Genomic DNA, 21,901 nt, shown 5'->3' with positions numbered 1-21,901 from the left:
AATTGTCCCGCTCCCGAATACTCGGAATATCTGGCCGAAAGCGCACGGCCACCTGTTGTTTTTCTAATCAAGCGGCGCACTCTTTGCTAATTATTTGGCACACAGAGTGCTGGCTCAGTTCGGCTCGCATCAAACTTGGCCAACGACCAGATTGTCTCGAGCCGTTTCGACGACATCCAGCCACCGGCAGGGGTCCGGGGCCATTGATTGCTGGGTGCAGCCCTTGTACACCAAGGGCTCCTTACCAGCGACTTCTCCATTCAAACAAGTGATCAAAAGCGCTTTTCATCATTGCCTATCTGGTGAACTCCGACCAAATCGCGGTCAATAAGTGCATTGGCCTGATATGAGTGACCGTGTCAACTGGGCGAGATCTGTGAGTTTGTTTCGGTGGTTTGCGCTTCTTTTCCCGAAGACAGAGCGAGCAGTTGGAGCAGTTTTGGGCGACGATTGATCAGTCTGATATTTGCGGGTCGGAACCGCATAATCATGATCCGTCGGGAGCTGCCTCTGACTGTTATCACGAGTCCGGTCGAGCCTGTCGCATAGGGCATCGGAACCTTCATCCGGAACCCATACCGCCGTTAGATCCCCGGATCGATAGCAACGTGCCAGCTTTTCAGCATCCCGCCGATCCGTCTTGACTCGATCCCCCGCCTTAACCGGTACCAACGTGGGCGCCACAACCTCGCACTGAATGTCCAGCTCCGCCAACTGCCAGTACACGACGTAGCCCGTTGGTCCGGCCTCATAACAGGCTCTCAACTTCGCCGCCGAACCAAGCTTATTAATCAGCTTGCGGATCGACTCGGCGCGGTTCGGAATCGTTCCCAAACTTCGCACTTCGCCGTCGGGTTCAGCAACCGCTACAGCGATCGTCTCGCCATGGACATCCAAACCTAAAAATCGTAGCCTAACCCACGGTCGGCACATCGGCGCCGGTCACTCCAAACTGACTGTTCTCACAAGTTGAAATCGTGGTCGGACAACAAAAACTGGCTTTTCGCTAGCGATGCATCTGGATCAACTCCGGCGTATTCTTCTTCATCTGCTGATAGGTGTCGGTCGAAAACATGCTGGAGTCTCCCTTCAGGCTCGGTCCGGAGTTCTGACAACAGTCAGCCCGGTCGCCCACTCGCACCAGCGCCTTCTGGTCGACCACCGAGAAGCTCCTCAGCAGTACTGCGTTTACAAGGGTTAAGATGGCCGCGTTCGCACCAATCCCAACGCGAGTGCCAGCACTGTAGTGAGCGTAAAACTCGGTACCTTTCGAAGCTGACGAAAGCCGTAACGGACATCCTGCAGAAACGACTCGAACCACATAGTTCCACGCTCGCGTCTTCCTTAATCTGCTCGATCCCGCCAAACTCGATCCGTGTGAGCCGACGGGCTTCAGTCTTCGGGATGTCGGAGCGAATCTTGTCGGCGACCTGAGATTCGAAGTGGAAGCGCAGCTCCTTCTCCAGATCGGCTTCCAATCGTTCGCGGAGAAGGTCCTCCGTAACCAGCCCATCAAATTCCCTCCAGCATTCCTTTGAGAATGAGGCTCACTACATCAGTCAGGCGCATCCAGACCCTCGGTTTCAGCTTTGAGGTGGATTCGGGCCTTGGAAGTGAGCTCGTAGAACTTGGCTTCCCTACCGATCTCGAAGGGCTTCCAGCGAGAGCTGAGCAACTTTTTATATCCCAGACGATGAAGCGCGGGGTAGAGAGAGCCCTGCGGGACTTGGAGTGCGTCTCGCCAGATCTGTTGGATTCTTTGCGCGATGGCATAGCCATGAATGGGGCCCAAGGGCGACGCCCTCATGATGAGGAGGTCGAGAGTGCCCTGCGGGAGATCGAAGCTGTCGTTTGTCTTCTGCATGCCTATGGCTTCTACATATGCAGTTTCCAGGTGTAGAAGGTCAAGGTACATCGCCGTACGAACTTGCTGGAGCCGTCTTGATGCAGGGGATTCAGCAGACACAACCTCGGTTCAGTTGCTGCGTAAGCAACCTTCATCAAAGCAGCCGAGGGTTTCAGCAACTCCAGATATGCACTAGGGAAGGCCCTATCCGCCTATAGGGATGATCTTGTGCCATGGAAGCTTGGATGGATGCTTCCGTTGTGATTGGCGGGGACTTGGGCTTTCTGGTAGGACAGTTCGAGAGATGGCCTATCTCTATAAGAAGAGCCTACCTATTGACGGTGAAGTCCTCAAGACTTTAGAAAGCTGAAATCGACCAATGTCGAAGCCGAGACAAAAGATCGTTGCTGCCATTCTCGATAACAATGATGATGTCGCGGGTCCACGACCGCACGTCGTCGTCAACGATACCATCAAGGAGATAGAGAGTGGAATGGGTAGTAAATGGAATCAACGCACCAATTGGCGGCACTGATTCGAAATAAGCGTGGAGCGTGGAAAGCAGAAGTGCTTGCGGAGTTTTTGGATTGCAGTAAAAAGTCCATATACGCATGGGTGAAGCAACGCCAGCTGCCGGCAATCAGGATTGGATCTATTATCCGTTCGACTATCCGTTCGACCCGGCGACCACCGCGCAATGGCTGAAGGATCACACCGTTTAAGCTATGAAGGCACCCGCGAGGGTGGCCTTCTTATTTTACGTCCATTGAATAGCTGATACCCTTTATTGCATGTTTGGATCTCGAGAGGCAGCCAGGTACTTGAGTAGCGTTGCTAAGTCTTCGTGGCCGGTCCACTGCATCAGGGTCCGAGGGTCCACACCGGCGCGCAAGCATTGCGAGCAATAAGTGCTGCAAAACGTCTTAATCTTCCATTGTGAGCACTCTTTAGTTCCGCAGCATCCCGAACAGTGGCCACAATTCAAGCCCGCCCGTCTTACACATCGTTTCAGGAGCTGCAGCATTTTATCGTTGGGCGTGTCGAGAGCAGGCAGCTATAACGTGAATGCCGGAACTTCTCCCATCCCCTAGAAATCGGCTGTTCTCGCTGTAGCAGCAAAGGCCCCACACCATCCGCATAGCCTGCACTTGGTGTGGGGCTTTTATTGTTGACCCTGGCTACGCTTGGAAATACTTACGGCGTGCGGCGCCAGCCAATCCGAGGATGCCAGTGCCAAGCAACGCAAAGCTGGCTGGTTCGGGTACTGGGCTGGGATCCGTTGTCATAAACGATTGTCCGCCGTCGCCCGCATTCAGATAGAAAGAGCCGGAGTAGTTGACACTCTGGTAATTCGCCAACATTTGCGTCTGCAAAGTGGTCATCTCAGTGTTCAGCGCATATTGTCCGGGGGAACTGAAGTTCCAGATCAGTTCCTGGATGTCGGTGTCCAATGCTGTATTGCCCGACGGCGTGGATCCGAACAACATGCCGTAATAGGCTTCCTGCTCCCGAGTGGTATTGCCCGCGACGGCCTGAACTGTCACGTTGTAGGTGGCTGGTACAGTGATTTCGTGATTGAAGTCGTCGCAGAATGCTTCGAGAGATCCAAGAGGAGATCCGTTCTGACTGAAATTGGCCTGGGTAAGGCCAACATAGAACGAGCCGTTATTTTCTCCTGACGCATACGGCTCGACAGTCATGGACACGGTTTGTCCGACGTATGGAGCTAGGTTGAGAGTGTCTGCATGTGCAGACATGGAAGACATAGCGAGAGTTGCAAGACAGATAGCGGGTAACAAATAAACAATTTTCTTCATTTGGTATTTCTCCTCGGGCCTCACAAGATGCAGACAATCTCCCTATAGCAAGTTGTTGGCCATTTGCAAATACCTATTTTCAGGTAAAAATGTCCGCTTCGGCCAACGGGCCGGTTGATCTCATGCTCTGCGAGGCACTTTTGGGTACGAGACTTCCCACATACGTGGTAAATATTTGCACATGCCGTATAAAGAAGCTTCATGAAAGCCGGTGTAAGATTACCAAATGTAAGTTATACAAAATAAAGACCATTTTCCTTACAGTCTGAGAGTCTCTGGCTGCCAACACTTTTTTACCTTTCAGTCCGCAACCTACCCTCACATGCCTCCCCGCCTCATCATCAACGCGGACGACTTCGGCCTCACGCCGGGCGTCAATCGTGCCATCGCGGAACTTTACAACGCGAAAGCTCTCACCTCTGCAACCCTTATGGCAACCGGCGCAGCCTTCGACGATGCTGTCGCCATCGCCCACGCTCATCCAACTCTTGGCGTTGGCTGTCACATCGTCCTCACCGACGGCGCGCCAGTCTCCGACCCTCGAAACGTCCCCACGCTTCTCGGTAGCGACGGCAAAACTTTCCGACCGTCTCTCCTCGATTTCATCCAGGCGCTCGTGCGCGGCGTCATTCACGAAGACGACATTGAGCGCGAAGCGCTCGCACAGATTGAGAAGCTGCAACGAGCCGGGATAACGGTCACGCACCTCGATACCCACAAACATACCCACCTCTTCCCTGCCGTCGCTCGCCCATTGCTTCGCCTTGCACAGCATTGCTCCATCGGGGCTGTCCGAAATCCCTTCGAGCCCGCGTGGAGCTCCCGACTCGCCCCCAACGCATTCGTCCGTCGGCTTGAGTTCCACATCCTCAGCATCCTTGGCAAAAAGTCGTTCCAGTCGCTGCCTCAGCTCGGCGATGGCCAGGTCCTCACCAGTAATGGCACCATTGGCGTCTCCGCAACCGGCGAACTCAATGAGGACTCGCTCCGAAAAATCCTCTACGCCATGCCCGAAGGCACATGGGAGCTTGTCTGCCACCCTGGCTACAACGATGCTGCGCTCGCCAGCGTCGCCACTCGCCTCCGCACAACCCGGAACATCGAGCGCGAGGCCCTGCTCAAAGAAATTCCGCAGGCAGTCCGCACCCTTCCCGGCCTGGAACTCATCCATTATGGACAGATAGACCAGCCCACTCATAGCCACGAGAGACTTCCATGAAGATCGGCATCACCTGTTATCCCACCTATGGCGGCAGCGGAGTTGTCGCCACCGAGCTGGGCATCGAGCTCGCCGCCCGCGGCCATGACATTCACTTCATCACCTACTCCCAGCCCTTTCGCCTGACCGGCCGCGAGGCCAACATCCACTTTCATGAAGTCGCGGTGTCGAACTATCCTCTCTTCGAGCATCCACCCTACGATCTTGCTCTCGCTACACGCATGGCCGAGGTCGCCGAGTTTTACTCTCTGGATCTGCTGCACGTCCACTACGCAATTCCGCATTCTGTCAGTGCTCTACTTGCCCAACAAATGCTCGCCGCGAACGGCCGCAAGCTGCCATTCATCACCACCCTGCACGGCACCGACATTACGCTCGTCGGCCTCGACGCCTCCTACCTTCCCATTACCCGGTTTGGAATCGTCAAGTCAGACGGCGTTACCGCAATCTCCGGTCATCTGCGCGACCGAACCCGCGAGGCCTTCGCCGTCACCTCAGAAATAGAGGTCATCCCTAACTTCGTCAATTGCGACGTCTACGTCCGCAATCCCGATCTCGTCGCCGCCATGCGCCCTCGCTTCGCTGCTCCGCACGAGCGTCTTCTGGTTCATCTCTCCAACTTCCGTCCGGTCAAGCGTGTTCAGGATGTCATCAAGGTCTTCGCCCGCGTTGCCGCCGCCATGCCTGCACGCCTCATGCTGATCGGTGATGGTCCTGACCGCAGCGCCGCCGAGCATCTGGCTCTCCAGCTTAAGGTGCAAGACCGCATCCAATTCGTCGGTAAACAGGACAACGTCAATGAGCTGCTTCCGCTCGCCGACCTTATGCTGATGCCCAGCGAAATGGAATCCTTCGGACTGGCGGCGCTCGAAGCCATGGCGTGCAGCGTCCCTTCCATTGCTACCCAGGTCGGCGGCGTCTCCGAGCTCATCGAGGACGGAAGCAACGGCCTCCTCTTCAACGTCGGTGATGTCGATTCCATGTCCACCGCCGCTATCGCGCTCCTCCACGACGAGGGCCGCCTAGCCGCCATGTCTCAGGCTGCCCGCAAGACTGCGCAGGACAGATTTTGTGCCTCCCGAATCATTCCTCTCTACGAGGATTATTACGATCGCGTGATTGCTCGAACCACCCTCTAAGAAACTGCCTGCGGCTCCAATGAACAGATTCTCTTGCGGTTGCAAGTTTTTCCTTATCTGCACCCAAACTCACGTCATCTATACCGAAGGCGCGCAAGTCCGGCGTGCGTACTGGCTCGTCAGGGGTGCAAGGCGGTGCTTTACGACCGCAGTGGAGAAATCCCTGTAGTTCGTCGTTGCATGTTTACAACACTTCTTGAAGGAATTGGCACTTTACCAACCAACCCTATTATTCGGACACTCACGTTCCATTTACAGTAATAATATGGTGAATTTGTCGAAGGTTGACCTTGTTGGCGTTGGCTTGAACGCCACCGATACCGTGATCTCGCTTGCAAACTACCCGGTACAAGGCTCAAAGGTTGAGTTCAGCACCTCGGACGTGTTGCCCGGCGGCCAAGTCGCGAGTACGGTTGTTGCCTGTCAGCAATGGGGCATGAGCACCAGATACGTGGGTAGCCTGGGCGACGATAGCGCCGCCAGGCTTCATCGCAGGGCGTTCGCGGAGGCTGGTGTAGAGACGCAGATCATCACGGTTTCTGAGTGCGCCAGCCGTCAATCGGTCATTCTGGTCGACGGCGGGGGCGACAGGACCGTCCTTTGGAAAAAGGACGTCCGGCTTGACCTGAAGCCCAGCGACCTCGACCGCGAGTGGATCGTCAACGCGCGAGCGCTTCACGTCGATGGCTACGACACAGCCACCGCGACCGTAGCGGCGGCCTGGGCGCGCGAAGCAGGCATTCCGGTTATCGCCGATCTGGACGAGCTCTACCCAGGTGTCGAAGGCCTGATTGAGAACGTAGACTATTTAATAGTGAATAAAGATTTTCCGTGCCGTCTGATGAAGGAAACTGACCTGGAGGAGGCGCTCCGCAGAATGCAACGCCACTACGGATGCCGGCTGGCCGCGGCGACGCTGGGCGAGGACGGTGTGCTCGCATGGGACGGCAAGCAGCTACACTACACCCCCGCCTATCAGGTACCGGTTGTAGATACGACGGGCGCTGGGGATACCTTCCGTGCCGGGTTCATCTATGGATTGCACCGGGGCTGGCCGCTGGACCGGCAACTCGATTTCGCCTGCGCAGCAGGAGCCTTAAACTGTATGGCGGTCGGGGCCAGGGGAGGCATTCGAGCAGTCGAGACCGTTGAAAAGCTGATGGCAACCGGCACCCACTACCCCGCTCCCCGTTATGTACCTATGGTCATGGAGAAAGAGGTAAGGTAGAGCGGCAGGTTACAATCCCTAGATTCTCACGAGTACCACTTAACACCGTCCAACAGTACGGAGTAAAGTTTCCATGATGAATCACCGCGCGAACTGCCTCCGCATTCCGGCCACTTTTCTTGTCCTCGTGACGCTAATATTTGCCATACCGGCTAGCCACGCCCAGAACGCCCCTGCTACTCAGACACCGCCGAAGCAACAGACCAAGCCGGATCAGACCACCGACGAAGGCGGACCCCAAACCGACAATGGCCCGCTCGTCATTCGCAAGAAGCCAGAGGAGACAGAACCTGCACCGCCCCCCGCACCCGCCGAGCCGACGGTCAAAAACCCCAATAACGAGACCTTTTCGCTGCGCGTCGACGTGCCCATCGTCAACCTGAACGTAAACGTGATCCTTGATAAGACTCACCAGTTCATCCCCGGCTTAAAACCGGCCAACTTCCTTGTACTCGAAGATGGCGTCCCCCAGACAATCACCAGCGTCCGCATGACACAGACGCCCATCACTGCCGTGATGCTGCTGGAGTTCGCAGCCAACAGTTACTATCTCATCAATGAAATGCAGAACGCGTCGTACAGCTTCTTTCGCACGCTGCGTCCCGACGATTATGTAGCCGTCGTCACCTACGATCTGCACACCCACATTCTCACCGACTTCACCAACAACAGGGAGATCGTCGCCCAGGCGCTGCAATCCCTTGTCATTCCCGGTTTTTCGGACACCAACGTTTTTGACGCGCTTTACGAGACGCTCGACCGGCTCAGCCGCATCGAAGGCCGCAAATACGTAATCCTCATCGGCAGCGGCCGCGATACCTTCTCCAAGCTCACCCTCGACAAGATTCTCGCGAAGGTCAAGGCAACGCCAAATGTGACCATATTCACCATCAGCACCGGGGCACTGCTCAACGAGATGTACGGGGGCCGCGGCGGTATGGGCGGCGGCATGGCCGACCTGAACTACCTCCAGGCCCAGAATCAGCTAAAGACCTTCGCCGCCATGACCGGAGGCCTCAGCTTCAGCCCTCTCTTTCAGGGAGAGCTGCCCGACATCTTTTCGCAGATCAATAACTCGATCCGCAATCAATATGTCCTTACCTATCGGCCTACAAACTCCAACGACGACGGCTCCTACCGCAAGATCAAGGTCTTACTTGTAGACAACGAGGGCCACCCCCTGCGAATGCAGGACGAGAAAGGCAAGCCACTGAAATACTCCATCATCGCCCGCGACGGCTACAAGGCCAAACTTCCCGTCGAATAGCTGCGCAGCTTCGCACTTCAACGAGGCCGGGGCATCGTCAGATCGAGATCTGTCGTGATCATCTGTTTCGTCACCAGAATGATCTGGCCAACATGCTCATGAGCGTGCGCCACCACCTGATAGATGGCCTCCAGAACGCTCACTTCAGGCCGTCCTGGCTGTGGACTGGTGCGGTCGGTCAGGCGCTCCGGCGGCAGCCTGGCAATAATCGTACGCGCCTCCGCCACAGTGGCAGCGAACATCTCCGCCAACACGGTTCCGCTGACACCACCGTCGGCGCTGAATTCAGCCTCACGTACACGAATGTCTTCGGTGCCGCTAATGCCATGCATCACCCACTGCCGGATATTTCCGCAAAGATGCAGCACGATATTTCCCACGGCGTTCTCATGTGCTCCACCGCGACTCCAGATTTGCTCATCCGTCAGTTTGCCCAGACAGGTCGACATGTTTGTCGCAACCATGTCCAACCTGCGGCAAGAAAAATTCAGGAATAGTCCAGCGATCTCGTTTTCCATCTCCGCATTCTAGCTGAAGGACGTTGACCAGAATCGAGCCGCCCCGTACACTCTAAAAAGGCCGTCAGCGAGCACCAATTCGCGACCCCTAGATCACCTGTTGCCCCCTCGTTCAATGGTAGGACTGCCGACTCTGACTCGGCCAATCGGGGTTCGAATCCCTGGGGGGCAACCAAAGATAACACTTTCTCGTGCTTCCCAAACCCTTGTCCAATAATAAAAATCAATAACTTACGAGGGTTTATCATCCAGAAGGGTGAGGGACTCCGCGACTTGTTGGGCGAATATCTCCCCTCCGATGAAGCGATCGAAAAAGATAAAGAGATCGAAATTCGCTTGCGGGGAGGTGAATAATCAGCCAACTGATAGTCATCGGCCATCGGGACTTGTTGGCACTGACCGGTCAAACAGAATTTCTTATCGAGACCCCCAAATTGTATCGTCGGCATTTCGACCCTGAAGTCGACAGTTCGCCGAAATTATGCTTTTCCTTTTCCAATTCAGAGTGGTTTGCCCAGTGCCTTTGTACGAGTTGAATCAAATGAGCTTGTTATGGCGATGAAGCGCATACACCTGAGCAGATAGTGAACTTGTTCAGGTGTATGCGCCAACCAAATCCGACAGAGCTACGCAAATCACCTCGTAGACTGCTGGCATCGACCGATATACACCAGTTGCTTCCGTTTCAGCTCTCTCGACTTAATCTCCGCAACGTTCTGCCTCTACTGTGATGAAGATCACAATAACCGCATAGTTTGAGACGCTAACCTCATTTGTACAGAGGCAAAAACCAGAATCTCCTTTCAAACAATTAAATCTGTGGCCTACGGATCCGACAGTAGTAGCCGAGGGAATATGGGATGGAAATTCAACCAAAGGCTTTTGCTGACTTCTGGGATCTGCCGTTACTGGAATTGCTTCAGATTCTCCAGACAGCTTCCAATGGTCTGACATCAGAAGAAGCCAACCGGCGGCTTCGCCTCTATGGCCCTAACAGTCTGGATCAGGAACACCACTTCACCGCCTTACTTAGTTTTATTGGCTTCTTCACTAGTCCGCTCGTGATCATCCTTGTCATCGCCAGTGTGATATCCCTGGTCCTTGGAGAGCATATCGGTGGACTGATTATCATCGCCATCGTAATGTTCAGTGTTCTTCTGAATTTTTTGATGGAATTTCAGGCTCGTCATGCGGTCGAAGAGATACAGAAGCAGATTGCAATCACAGCACGTACGACGAGAGATGGCCGACTAGTTGATCTGCGGACAGCCGAACTAGTCCCTGGAGATGTCATCCAACTCAAGGCGGGAGACCTTGTACCTGCGGATGCCCGCTTAATCAATGTAAAGGACCTCCATGTGCGCGAATCCATGCTGACCGGCGAGTCTTTGCCGGTCGAGAAGACGGTCGCTGATCTTTCTCAAGAGAAGCACGGCATCGCAGAGGCAAGTAACAGTGTCTTCCTGGGAACCGCCGTCCAAACGGGTATCGGCACCGCCATCATAGTTCGCACTGGAAAGCACACCGCCTGTGGCGAAATTGCACATCGTCTGGCGATGCGGCCGCCAGAAACAGAATTTACTCGAGGCACACGTCACTTCGGGATGATGCTGACGTGGGTAACCCTGTTGCTCGTCCTCTTCGTCTTGATGGTGAACATCATCTTTCATCGTCCCGTGCTCGAATCTTTCCTCTTTGCGGCTGCTCTCGCAGTCGGGATGACACCTGAAATGATGCCAATGATCATTACGGTGACCCTGGCTCAGGGAGCAAAGCGTATGACGAGGAAAAAGGTTCTGGTGAAACAGCTCGCGGCTATCGAGGATTTTGGGAGCATCGATATTATTTGTACCGACAAGACAGGAACTCTCACCGAAGGGGAGATCGTGCTTGACCGGCACGTGGATTATCAAGGCCACGACAATGAGAATGTGCTGCAACTCATTTACCTAAACAGTCACTTTGAAGCGGGTATTAAAAGCCCTCTTGACGATGCCATTTTGAAGCACGATGCCCCCTCCGTAGTGGGTTACGAAAAGATAGATGAAATCCCCTTCGATTTCAACCGAAAGCGTCTCTCAGTCGTGGTGCGATACGGTGAAGACTACCGCCTCATCACCAAGGGCGAGGCTGAGAGTGTTTTTGCAATCTGCGAAACGGTCGCCATAGATGGTGTTCCCCAACCGTTCGACGACAGCCGACGGGCTGAGGCAGAATGTACGCTTAAGAAGCTAAGCGCAGATGGATATCGCGTACTTGGTGTGGCAAAGTCAAATGTTAAAAAGCAGAGCTTCTATACTGTGACGGCCGAACATGCGATGACACTGGTCGGATTCGCGGCGTTCCTCGATCCACCCAAAGAAGGAGTTCTTTCCGTCCTTGGAGCATTGAAGCAGAATGGCATTTCTGTGATCGTCATGACGGGGGACAATCAGTACGTTACCCAAAAGGTAGCCCATGAAGTAGGACTTAATGTGGACCGCATTCTCATCGGAAACCAGGTTGACGCGATGGACGATGCCTCTATTGCCTATCAGGCAGAAAGCGGCGCTATCTTTGCCCGCATGTCGCCTGAACAGAAGAATAGGGTCATCCTGGCCCTAAAGGGCCGCGGACACGTTGTCGGTTACCTGGGAGACGGAATCAACGACGCCCCATCGCTGCATACCGCAGATGTTGGAATTTCCGTCATGAATGGCGTAAACGTAGCTAAGGACGCTGCGAAGATTATCCTCTTGGAAAAAGATCTTTCCGTTGTGAACGATGGTGTATCAGAAGGAAGGCGTTCTTTCGCCAACATCATGAAATACATCATCATGGGCACCAGTTCGAACTTTGGCAATATGTTTAGCATGGCTGCCGCATCGCTCTTTCTGCCGTTCTTGCCGATGCTACCGAGTCAGATACTCTTAAATAATTTTCTCTATGATGTGTCGCAAGTCAGTATCCCCAGTGACAATGTTGACTTGGCCGCAAAACGACGACCGAAACGATGGCGGATTGAATTTATCAGGCAGTTCATGATGATTATCGGACCAATCAGTTCCATCTATGATTTCCTGACCTTCGGTATATTACTTTGGTTGTTTCATGCGTCCGCAAACGAGTCTCTCTTCCACACTGGTTGGTTTGTGGAATCTCTGGCGACCCAAACTCTCGTAGTGTTTGTGATCCGAACCCAAGCCAATCCCCTTAAGAGTCATCCCAGCCGTGCGTTGTTGTTTAGTGTACTGCTGGTCGTCACCGTGGCAGTTGTACTGCCATACACTGTACTCGGAGGATTGCTGCGCTTTACACCGTTGCCCATATCGCTACTGGGCATGATTACTCTTCTTACCGCTACATATCTGGTGCTCGTGCAAATTGTAAAGGCCTGGTTCTATCGCCGGCACGCACTGCTTTGATCGTACGAGTCACTTTAAAGCTACAGAACATATAGCTCGCCCATCAGCTAAGGCTAGTAGCATCAGGACCTAGTAAGAAACCCTTATGCTTCCTCATACTTTTGGGATGGGTCCATGGATCTTTTCGGTTAATTGCTCGTCAGAATTATCTTCAAAGCGCCCTGTTGAGCTGCATTGCCAAATGTCTCATAGGCTTTTTGGATGTCGTTAAGATGAAAACGGTGGGTAACTAGCTTCCTCGGTTGCAGTTTGCCTGATGTAATAACTTTCAGCAACAATGGCAGCGTCGTGGTATCGACGAGACGTGTGGTCAATGTGATATTGCGATCCCATAACTGTTCCAGATGTAGAATCCCGGGTTTGCCATGCACGCCGATGTTTGCAATTCGTCCACCCGGTGCGATGAGAACCTGACAAATTCCAAAGGTTTCGGGAATCCCGACCGCTTCAACACAGACATCAACCCCGGCACCACCTGTCAACTCAAGGAAGCGTGCAGCTGCTTTTCCATCTCTGTCATTTATTACAGCAGTCGCGCCAAGCTTCATTGCAACCGCCAACCGCTTGTCGTCCACGTCGATCACGTAAATCGCAGCCGGTGAATAAAACTGCGCTGTAAGCAGAACCGCTAGCCCAATCGGTCCGGCACCGACAATGGCGATTGAATCTCCTGGCTTCACTTGCCCATTCAAGACCCCGCATTCAAATGCGGTTGGGAGGATGTCGCTGAGCATCACCAGAGCTTCTTCGTCACCGCCCGCAGGAAAGTGATAGAGGCTTCCGTCAGCGTAAGGAATACGCACATATTCAGCCTGTGTCCCATCGATAGTGTTACCGAGGATCCAGCCCCCATGCCGGCAATGCGATGGCATGCCTCTTCTACAGAATTCGCACTTTGTGCAAGAAGTAATACACGAAATTATGACTTTCTCTCCCACCTGAAACTCTGTAACTCCTGCTCCGAGTTGCTCAATTACCCCGATGCCTTCATGTCCAAGGATACGACCATCGGTCACAGAAGGCACATCTCCTTTTAAGATGTGAAGGTCAGTTCCGCAGATTGTTGATGTCGTAATTCGAACGATCGCATCTCCCGGTCCTTTGATCGATGGAGTTGGATGATCTTCCCATGCATGCTGGCCAGAACCATTGCCAGACATGTGATACACCAATGCTTTCATGGTGGAGATAGGCGTAACGGGTGTGACGCCGGTGCTCAATTGATGTCCGATTGTTGCCATGCCGATTACCTCACACTTGGCGAATAATAAGTTTTCAAATTATGGGTTTCGCTCTTCCTGATAGATTGCCTACCCAGCAAGTCCAGATTCGGAGACCAATGCGCTTAGGGATGAAACACGCTATACCGATCTTTTCCAACATGTGAGCGATTCAGCATGCGGAGAGACGTTCTAGCGCATCTGGCTGCATCACCGTAAGGAGAACACCTTTGAAGGTGATCAAATTGTCACGGCGGAAGCGACTCAGTGTACGAGTAACCGTTTCGCGCGAAGTGGAGGTCATTGATGCAATTTCTTCATGGGTGAGTGGTAACGCCACCCCCTTCGTGCACTGGGGATTTGATTTTTCTGCTGTCCAGTCGAGCAATAAGCGGGCCACCCGACCCGCCGGAGACGCGGGAAGCGCAATCCGGCGAACTTCATTAAAGCCACTGCAACATTCCTGGGCGAGAGCCCTTGCCGCGCCGACACTGGCTTCTCTGTATTTCTCCAGCATTTCCATCAGCGGCCTGCGATTGATGACCCTGACCTGACAAGGTTCCAGAGCTTCTACGGTGACCTCATGAATCCCTTCAGACAAGATCGCGCTCAGGCCGAGCACATAGCCGGCATCCACAACCCTCAATATCATCGTCCGTCCCTCCCTCGATGTCGTTGTGAGCTTTACTCGACCTCGACAGAGGATGTAGACAGCGTCGCATCGGTCTCCCTGCCGGAAGAATGTCGCTCCACGCGGGCATTCGGTAGAGATCGAGACAGATTCCATAAATGCTTTGGCGTCTTCGCCAAGATGGCAAAATGCATGCTGGTTTTTTGGGGTGCAGTTCTGACAGGTTTGCATCGCTCTGCTCCTAGGGGGAGTTACGCTTGCTTACTCTGCAACTAAAATGCCAAACTAGAGCGTTTGTTTTCAATAGTTTGCATAGTTTTCCCATCGAGCAGACGGCTAATTGCGCCAAGAAGCCCAATTCATTGCGCCATCTGGCGCAGCAGTGGGTCTAAGATAGATTTATCTTTCGAGGCAACGCGGTCCATGGCGGATCTCATACAGATCGTGGTGATAGATGACAATGTGCGCAGTCTTGAACTGCTCTCAGCGGCATTAGATCGCGACGGAATCCAGATCCATACAGCCAGTAGTCCCGAAGTGGGGCTGGAACTCGTTCGAAAGCTACGCCCTCGTCTCGTCATTACTGATCTTGTTATGCCCCGTCTCAGCGGCCTGGAAGTGTTAGACCGGGTGATGATGACTGATCCGGCAATTGATGTCATTCTTATGACAGCGCACTACACAACAGAAACTGCGGTCGAGGCTATTCGTAACGGGGCCGCAGATTACCTCGAAAAACCGGTGCAATTATCTCTTCTTAGGGATCGAGTGAATAGGCTGCTGGAGACTGCACAGCGGAGACAGAGTGCGCTAAACGCTGATGCTTCCAGACCTGATGTTGTGAAATTTGAAGGCCTGATTGCAAGGAGTCCCCTAATGTGGGATATCTTTGCTAGGTTGCAGAGAGTCGCACCGCACTATCGTTCGTTGCTCATCAATGGCCAAACCGGCTCTGGCAAAGATCTGCTGGCACAAGCACTGCATCGTCTGAGTGGAGTAAAAGGAAGATTCGTTGTTCTGAATTGTTCTGCTGTCGTAGAGACCCTCTTTGAAAGTGAATTATTCGGACATGTACGAGGTTCATTTACCGGAGCGGATCGCGACAAAACCGGCCTTTTCGAGCTTGCGGATCAAGGAACACTTTTTCTAGATGAAATTGGCGACATGCCAATGTCTACCCAGGCCAAATTGTTGCGAGCGGTTCAGAACCAGGAGATTACCCGCGTCGGTTCACTCGATTGTCGCCGAGTGAATGTCCGTATCATTGCTGCCACACATAAGAACCTGCCATCAGCCATCCGGGACAAAGTCTTCCGTGAGGATCTGTACTATCGTTTGTCGATGGTTGAAATTGTCGCTCCCAGTTTGCAGGAGAGAATGGAAGATTTGCCCTTGCTCGTCCGGCATTTCGTGCAACGCTTTTCTGAGGAGTACGGCAAGCCCATTCACGGCATAGCGCCCCGAGCCATGATTCTGTTGGAACGCTATACCTGGCCTGGAAACGTGCGCGAACTTGAACATGCTATCGGTCATGCCTGCATGATGGCAACTGGCGATCGAATTGATGTGCCGGATCTACCCGAGCGGATGGTACAGGCCTGTAAATCATGGCTGGGGCATCCCGATGGGATATTTGAGATGCCCGCCACTTCTCATGCCGAATTCAATTTAAGTAATGACCCTGGCGGTTCGAAATTGGCTGCACACGAATCGCAACTTATCGCTCGCGCACTCTCCGAGGCAGGCGGAAATCAATCGCAAGCTGCTCGGCGGCTAGGAATCGGCCGAGATGCGTTTCGCTATAAGCTGAAGAAATACAGTCTGGAGCGTCAAGTCGACGACTTCGGTCTACGTAATTAACGATTTTTTCTGCAGCAAAGCAGCTACAGCCTCCCGCAGTTTTGCGGGTCCGATTGGCTTGACAAAACACGCATCAAAGCCAGAATTCATGATTTTGTCTTTCTCATCTAGCGAAGCGCTTGCCGTCAGCGCCATGATTGGGACATTCTGCAGAGCCGGTTCTTTTCGCAACTCTGTCACTACGCCAAATCCATCCCTCTTCGGCATGTGAATATCCAAAATCACCAGGTGAGGGATAGATTCAAAAGCCATCAGAAGAGCCTCTTCCCCGTCGGAAGCCTCCACCACTACATATTTGTCGTCGAGAATGGCGTGTAGAAGGTCGCGGCTGCTTTGCTTATCGTCCGCGACCAGTATGACCCGTCGAAGGCTGGAAATCTGATTAGATTGCACAATAGGCCTGCCGTATTTCAACTAATTCAACTCCTAGTCTTACAGCAGACAATGACATGCTGACGTGATTTTCATCACATCACTTTTGGAACCGTAAAATAAAAGCGACTTCCAGAACCTAGTTTGCTTTCAATCCCGATTGAGCCTCCATGCATTTCAATCAAACGCTTGGAGATAGCTAATCCCAAACCAGTTCCTTCGCGAACGCCACTTGTGGCAAAACCTACCTGATAAAATTTCTCAAAAATTTGTTCTAATTGATCTGCCGGTATGCCAATCCCAGTATCCGCGATCGTGACACGAACGAATCGCCCCTCCTCCTCCGTTTGCACTGTGACCTTTCCCCCTTGCGGAGTAAATTTCACCGCATTTCCCAACAGATTGTAAAGTATCTCTTTGAGGCGCATCGGATCAACGGCAACCAGGCCCTTGAAAATGTCATGACTTTCCAAAGCCAGAGACTTCATCGCCGCATTAGGAATGATCGCATTGACTGCTTCTGAAACTGCATCGGCAAGAGAGATATGTTCGATCCTTAACGAAATCGCTCCCGCCTCAATCCTACTTAGATCCAGAACATCGTTAATCAATCCAAGAAGATGTTTTGAGTCCTCCCGGATGTGCTGGAGAAAGCGTTTTTGTTTGTCGTTTAGAGGTCCCTCCCCTTCTTCACTCAGCAGCTCTGAGAAACCCATAATCGTATGTAAGGGAGTCCTCAGTTCATGGCTCATGCTCGCCAGAAATTCACTCTTCAAAAGGTTCAACCGTTCGGCTTCTCGTTGTCGGGCCTCCAGTTCTGCCATGTAATTTTCCCGGAGAGTCCGTATCTGGGCCTCCACCTGCCGGCGTTCACTGACATCCCGAATAACTGCTGTGACGTTAAGGCCACCCTCTCTCTGAGAGGGACTGAGGCTGATCTCTACCGGGATTTCAATCCCATCCTTTCTCAAAGCGGATAGTTCCATACCGCGCCCCATTGGACGCGCCATCGGAGATTTGGCAAAGGAGGCTCTATGCTCTATATGAGGTCCTCGCACCGCATTTGGAACAAGGACGTCCACACTTTGACTAAGCAGTTCCTGTCGTGTGTAGCCAAACATAACCTCCGCAGTATGATTGGCCACAAGAATTTTTCCGCTTGGATCGACCTGAAGAATCGCATCAGGAGCATTTTCTATTAGCTCCCGAAACTTCGCCTCAGCGAGCACGATCGCTCGAGTCTGTTCTTCCAGTTCGCGGGCAATTTTTCGTTCCGTAATATCGAAGCTGGTCTCGATAACTTCCCAGCCAACAGTCCCCTCTTGCCTCTTTCGTCGACTTAACATCGTTCGCCGCACACCATCGCGGGTTACATTGGCTAGCTCGCCTTCCCAATTTCCTTCGATCTCTAGTGCCTCACGCATTGATAATTCCGGTTCGAGGAACTCCGTCTGAAGGAGATCCCTCCCGGTTCGGCCGATCGCTTCCGTAGCAGTCCACCCATAGACCCGCTCGGCGCCCTTATTCCAATACATAATGCGATCATCTCTCGACAGCACCAGAATTGGTTCGTAGACCTGATCTAGGAGCCGAGCCTGCCGAACGAGAGTTGCGTCAGCAGCGTTCCTGCTTGAGAGATCACGAGAAATCTTCGAAATGCCGATCAGTTTGCCTTCCGCATCATGAATGCCGGACAACGTGAGTGAGACAAATATCTGGCTGCCATCTTTATGACGTCTTGTTGTCTCGTAATGATCAACTCGTTCCCCACGACGGATTGCTTCGATGAACCGCGGCGTATCCTCTTCATTTCCCGGCCACGCCAATAAAGAAATATGCCTTCCAAGCACTTCAGAAGCTTCGTAACCGAAGATTCTCTTAGCACTGTTGTTCCAACTTGTCACTATGCCTTCAAGAGATTCGCCGATAATCGCATCGTCAGAAGATTCGACAATAGACGCAAGCCATTGTTGGGCATCAGGTATATAAGGTAGGCTCTGCGAGGGTATCGCCTCGTCGATTTGCCGGATTGGTCGTTGAATTGGGGGCATTTTCACACAGGGACGTCATAGCTGTGCATTTTACTGCTACTTCCGTAATATAGACAATCCTTCGACATGACCCGAAATCAAGCGTTACTCCGAGCTTCATGCACCTGTGATCGTCGGCACTCTACCATCGGGAAGAGGTATATCACGTTCGAGTACCTGAACCTCTCCATTAAGAGGTGACCTTCATTGTGGTTTCAACTGATCTGCACCAAGAGAAGAGGATGTAAGACTAATAAATCTCAGGAAACCCAAGAGCTTCTTTGACCAATGTGATGGTCGTCACCGACGCAGTATGCGTTAGCACCTTAGATAGAAGCCGCACTGTCGGTGAAGTTGGGCGCAGAACACCTTTAAAAGATATTGGGGGTCTATGTCAGTCATTGTAGAAAATGCCTCTATTTCTATCAAAAAGATACTATTTGCCACAGACTTCTCCGCTACATCGCACAAAGCCGCCTTGTATGCAAAAGCTTTAGCTCTCCATTTCTCTTCGACCGTCGAAATCGCACACGTCTTCAATCCCGGTAAATACTTATCCTCCTCAGAAGGAATTGCCAATCTACCAGAAAATCGGCGCGTTTGTGAGGAGTATCTCCAGGATCTGTGTGCCGACTTCCGCCTTTCAGAGATTGCGGTTCGAACTGCATTACCGGAGGGATATCGGCCGTTTGCTGGCCTCCTCAAACTTGCGAGGGACGAGGAGGTCAATCTTATAGTGGCTGGTACGGGATCCAAGTCTGCAAAGGAGAGGCTGGTCCTTGGCTCGACGGCAGAACAACTCATACGCAATGCCGAGTGTGCGATCCTTACCGTAGGCCCAAAGGTCACGCTCCCTGTAGACGCTCCGATAGCCTTTAAGACGATAGTTTGCGCTGCCGACTTCTCATCTGAAGCCACGAAAGCTGCGCAGTATGCTCTCTCTTTCGCCGCAGATAGCAGCGCCCACCTTTACTTCTGTTATGTACGGGGTCTGAAAGCAGATAACTCCCCAAAGAGACAGCTACTGGACACCGCCTTTCGATCCGCTATAAAGAAAATAGTTCCTGAATATTTTTCCGATCATTGCCATCCGGAATTTGTAGTGGAGCATGGAAATGCGGCGAAAGCCATTCTCGAACTCGCTGCTAGAATTCGGGCAGACCTAATCGTCCTCGGCACGCGTAGTGCTTCATTTTGGCTAACGAATCTCGATCAGGGTGTAACACCCAATCTAGTGGCAGAGGCGCGTTGTCCAGTACTGACTGTATCGTAACGAGATTGCTGCAAAGAACATCTGGGCTATCTAGAGATCAAGAGAGAGACTGATGAACATGTTGGGGAAACCCGTATTACCGCCGTGAAAGGGTTGTTCTGAAACGATAGAAACGGCTGGTCTTAAGAGGAACCTCTAGGAGCCTTGGGAACGCTTATGGAACTATTTTTGCCTGCCCCGCTTTTTGCGCGCGGTAACATCCCGTTCCACAAATCTGCTTTCTACACCCATAGCGAAAATCTCGATCTAGCCGCAGGCCAATTAAACCGTCTCTTTCATCGAATAGACTTTGGATATGACAGCAGAACCCCTAGAAGGCGCGGAGTCGACTGGACCCATCCTCACAGGCGCCGTGCTGGTCCTGGTGCAGTTTGATGTCTGCGAAGAGATTCTACTGGATCGGTTGGGTGCGATTCTTGGTGCGGGCACAGTAATGCAGCCGAAACATCCTGCGCTTGGCTACGTCCGCTACGAACGACCCCCTGTAGTCGAAGGCATTGAAGAGTTGGAACTCCCAAGCGGGGAAAGACTGAGCGGCGAAATCAAGTATTACGATTATGGGGTTGTGAGCGTCGTCTTTCAGCTTCCGTTTTCCGGAGACTGGAGGCGGCTGGTCGGACTGGCAAGCCGCTGGGTATGGGATGTCGATTTCGCTTCACATGCTGAACGCATTGTCCGCGAAAAAATAAAGCGTGCCGCAGCAGCAATGAGCAAACCTTATGCGGAGTATCTGAGTGAAGACTACCTCATCTTCCACGTGACGGACATTTCCGGGGCCCCGTCAGCGAAGCATGCGGTTTCAAAGTATGGGGGACGTATTGCCCAGGTTGTGCGCGGCGATTTGGTTGAGCTCGCCGAAAGCGAGATTGCAGAAGTGATGCAGTCGCGCATCTCATACTATACGACGGACCTGACAGTAATCGGATGGAACGCAGCGTTCCTGTATGACACGAGTGCCGGAGCGGAGACAGCTATCCAATTGTTGGAGTACTCAAACTCCCAGTTGCTGGAGTTTCGTCATTATGACGAGTTGCTAACGCGAGAGTTGGAACACGTTTACAAGCAACTGGAAGAAGGAACCGGAACGTTCGCGCGCTGGCGGTTAGCGCGGTCAGCAACTCACCTCCACACCACGCTTCTCGAGGTCGCGGAACTGACTGAACATGCCGATAACGCCATCAAGTTTCTCAGCGACATGTTTTCTGCGCGACTGTACAAGCTGGCTGCGGCGAAGGTCGGTGTCCCGGATTACAAAGACCTCGTGACTCAGAAAGTTCGGACGGCTGAAGAGCTTTACCGTTTCATGGTGGATCAGTTTAACCAGAGCCGTGCTTTCTTTCTTGAATTAACCGTTGTGATCATTCTGATCGTGGAACTGGTCTTCCTATTTAGGGGAAAGCTTTTTTGACTAATCAGAAGCCATGGCTTGACTGTGTAGGGGCGCCAATATGGGATGGTCTCATTTGCGATGGGAGCGCCTGCGGCCTGCACAATACCAAAAATATGCGCTAAACCTGCTCTTCAACCTTCCTCTTCTTGTGGAGCCGCTGGAGCGGCAACCGAATGGGTTCGGGGCGTCCGTAGCATAAAAGGACCCGCCGATCGGGTCGGTCATTTTCCTATCCAGAGTTTGCTGCCGCGTCGCGGGGCATAGCGCGGTCGGATCTGAGAAACTTTTGGAGTGCCTAGATAGCGGCCGCGTTCACAAACTCTTTCTGGGTTCCATACCGGATGGAGAACTCATCGAATACCCAGCCTGCGGAAGATCACGGCCCGGGATGTCCTCTCAGTGTATCTACTGCTCCGGACAGCAACTAAATCCAGTGTCCATCGACGAATTTATCGGTTGCCAAGCGCTGCTGGAGCGGCGCAGAGATCATTGCTCCTGCCAGCGAGGAGCACTATCAGGCATACGAAGTCGGAGGGCGTCGTCTCGCTGGCGGGCTACACGGACATCTTTTTGCGCAACACGCTGGCCAGCGCTTCTAAGGTATTGAGAGCGGTCGACAATGAGGCCTCAGGGAAGGTATGGCGTAGGACTTTCCTCGGACAAGCATTGTTCCGTGTGATGCGCATC

The 21,901-nt window shown here is 52.8% G+C and carries 19 protein-coding genes and 1 tRNA gene; 10 read left to right on the top strand and 10 right to left on the bottom strand.

Annotated elements, in window-relative coordinates:
* Positions 1 to 324: 324 nt before the first annotated feature.
* From P4G45_RS06075 to P4G45_RS06065, 4 genes are all read right to left on the bottom strand, one after another.
* Positions 325 to 933 (bottom strand): transposase, encoded by a 609-nt coding sequence (locus P4G45_RS06075; RefSeq protein WP_348268779.1) that lies wholly within the window; start codon positions 931 to 933, stop codon positions 325 to 327.
* A gap of 73 nt (positions 934 to 1,006) precedes the next feature.
* A complete protein-coding gene (locus P4G45_RS06070) occupies positions 1,007 to 1,162 on the bottom strand; it encodes a hypothetical protein (protein WP_348268778.1) in 156 nt (51 codons plus the stop codon).
* Positions 1,119 to 1,478, bottom strand: a complete 360-nt coding sequence (locus P4G45_RS17005; protein WP_373694165.1) for a permease prefix domain 1-containing protein — start codon at positions 1,476 to 1,478, stop codon at positions 1,119 to 1,121. The genes P4G45_RS06070 and P4G45_RS17005 overlap by 44 nt, the downstream gene beginning before the upstream one ends.
* A gap of 77 nt (positions 1,479 to 1,555) precedes the next feature.
* A complete protein-coding gene (locus P4G45_RS06065) occupies positions 1,556 to 1,864 on the bottom strand; it encodes a helix-turn-helix transcriptional regulator (RefSeq protein WP_348268777.1) in 309 nt (102 codons plus the stop codon).
* Between the two features lie 486 nt (positions 1,865 to 2,350).
* Here P4G45_RS06065 and P4G45_RS17000 point away from each other — a divergent pair, with 486 nt between their 5' ends.
* Positions 2,351 to 2,551, top strand: coding sequence for a helix-turn-helix domain-containing protein (locus tag P4G45_RS17000; RefSeq protein WP_373694164.1), 201 nt, complete (start codon positions 2,351 to 2,353; stop codon positions 2,549 to 2,551).
* 473 nt (positions 2,552 to 3,024) lie between these two features.
* On the opposite strand, the gene P4G45_RS06060 is transcribed toward P4G45_RS17000, so the two are convergent.
* Positions 3,025 to 3,663 (bottom strand): PEP-CTERM sorting domain-containing protein, encoded by a 639-nt coding sequence (locus P4G45_RS06060; protein ID WP_348268776.1) that lies wholly within the window; start codon positions 3,661 to 3,663, stop codon positions 3,025 to 3,027.
* Between the two features lie 322 nt (positions 3,664 to 3,985).
* Here P4G45_RS06060 and P4G45_RS06055 point away from each other — a divergent pair, with 322 nt between their 5' ends.
* From P4G45_RS06055 to P4G45_RS06040, 4 genes are all read left to right on the top strand, one after another.
* Positions 3,986 to 4,882, top strand: a complete 897-nt coding sequence (locus P4G45_RS06055) for a ChbG/HpnK family deacetylase (RefSeq protein ID WP_348268775.1) — start codon at positions 3,986 to 3,988, stop codon at positions 4,880 to 4,882.
* Entirely contained in the window at positions 4,879 to 6,021 is a 1,143-nt protein-coding gene (gene bshA, locus P4G45_RS06050) for an N-acetyl-alpha-D-glucosaminyl L-malate synthase BshA (RefSeq protein ID WP_348268774.1), read from the top strand. Before P4G45_RS06055 ends, bshA begins: the two co-directional genes overlap by 4 nt.
* Before the next feature lie 265 nt (positions 6,022 to 6,286).
* Positions 6,287 to 7,249 (top strand): carbohydrate kinase family protein, encoded by a 963-nt coding sequence (locus P4G45_RS06045; RefSeq protein WP_348268773.1) that lies wholly within the window; start codon positions 6,287 to 6,289, stop codon positions 7,247 to 7,249.
* 73 nt (positions 7,250 to 7,322) lie between these two features.
* The gene (locus tag P4G45_RS06040; RefSeq protein WP_348268772.1) at positions 7,323 to 8,516 is read left to right on the top strand and encodes a VWA domain-containing protein; all 1,194 of its coding nucleotides are present in this window, start codon (positions 7,323 to 7,325) and stop codon (positions 8,514 to 8,516) included.
* Positions 8,517 to 8,533: 17 nt separating this feature from the next.
* Here P4G45_RS06040 and P4G45_RS06035 read toward each other — a convergent pair whose 3' ends face one another.
* The gene (locus tag P4G45_RS06035; protein ID WP_373694163.1) at positions 8,534 to 8,980 is read right to left on the bottom strand and encodes a DinB family protein; all 447 of its coding nucleotides are present in this window, start codon (positions 8,978 to 8,980) and stop codon (positions 8,534 to 8,536) included.
* A gap of 155 nt (positions 8,981 to 9,135) precedes the next feature.
* On the opposite strand from P4G45_RS06035, the gene P4G45_RS06030 reads away from it, so the two are divergent.
* Together P4G45_RS06030 and mgtA are read left to right on the top strand one after the other, a co-directional pair.
* Positions 9,136 to 9,209: transfer RNA gene (locus P4G45_RS06030), tRNA-Gln, on the top strand.
* 685 nt (positions 9,210 to 9,894) lie between these two features.
* The gene (mgtA, locus tag P4G45_RS06025) at positions 9,895 to 12,438 is read left to right on the top strand and encodes a magnesium-translocating P-type ATPase (RefSeq protein ID WP_348268770.1); all 2,544 of its coding nucleotides are present in this window, start codon (positions 9,895 to 9,897) and stop codon (positions 12,436 to 12,438) included.
* 128 nt (positions 12,439 to 12,566) lie between these two features.
* Here mgtA and P4G45_RS06020 read toward each other — a convergent pair whose 3' ends face one another.
* Entirely contained in the window at positions 12,567 to 13,679 is a 1,113-nt protein-coding gene (locus tag P4G45_RS06020; RefSeq protein ID WP_348268769.1) for a zinc-dependent alcohol dehydrogenase family protein, read from the bottom strand.
* A 151-nt stretch (positions 13,680 to 13,830) separates the two neighbouring features.
* The gene (locus P4G45_RS06015; protein WP_348269224.1) at positions 13,831 to 14,445 is read right to left on the bottom strand and encodes a Crp/Fnr family transcriptional regulator; all 615 of its coding nucleotides are present in this window, start codon (positions 14,443 to 14,445) and stop codon (positions 13,831 to 13,833) included.
* A gap of 267 nt (positions 14,446 to 14,712) precedes the next feature.
* Here P4G45_RS06015 and P4G45_RS06010 point away from each other — a divergent pair, with 267 nt between their 5' ends.
* Positions 14,713 to 16,149 (top strand): sigma-54 dependent transcriptional regulator, encoded by a 1,437-nt coding sequence (locus tag P4G45_RS06010; protein ID WP_348268768.1) that lies wholly within the window; start codon positions 14,713 to 14,715, stop codon positions 16,147 to 16,149.
* Here the strand turns inward: P4G45_RS06010 and P4G45_RS06005 are convergent.
* Positions 16,138 to 16,563, bottom strand: coding sequence for a response regulator (locus tag P4G45_RS06005; protein WP_348268767.1), 426 nt, complete (start codon positions 16,561 to 16,563; stop codon positions 16,138 to 16,140). The genes P4G45_RS06010 and P4G45_RS06005 overlap by 12 nt on opposite strands.
* A gap of 53 nt (positions 16,564 to 16,616) precedes the next feature.
* Entirely contained in the window at positions 16,617 to 18,572 is a 1,956-nt protein-coding gene (locus P4G45_RS06000; RefSeq protein WP_348268766.1) for a PAS domain S-box protein, read from the bottom strand.
* A gap of 370 nt (positions 18,573 to 18,942) precedes the next feature.
* Between P4G45_RS06000 and P4G45_RS05995 the strand changes: the two genes are divergently transcribed.
* Both P4G45_RS05995 and P4G45_RS05990 read left to right on the top strand, forming a co-directional pair.
* The gene (locus tag P4G45_RS05995) at positions 18,943 to 19,824 is read left to right on the top strand and encodes a universal stress protein (RefSeq protein ID WP_348268765.1); all 882 of its coding nucleotides are present in this window, start codon (positions 18,943 to 18,945) and stop codon (positions 19,822 to 19,824) included.
* Positions 19,825 to 20,119: 295 nt separating this feature from the next.
* Positions 20,120 to 21,232, top strand: coding sequence for a hypothetical protein (locus P4G45_RS05990; protein ID WP_348268764.1), 1,113 nt, complete (start codon positions 20,120 to 20,122; stop codon positions 21,230 to 21,232).
* The last annotated feature ends 669 nt before the right edge of the window (positions 21,233 to 21,901 follow it).

It is taken from the genome of Edaphobacter paludis (assembly GCF_039993895.1).
In the GTDB taxonomy this organism is placed as follows: Bacteria; Acidobacteriota; Terriglobia; order Terriglobales; family Acidobacteriaceae; genus Edaphobacter; species Edaphobacter paludis.
Note: the sequence above shows the minus strand (reverse complement) of the source record. Positions and strands in the feature narration are given on the sequence as shown.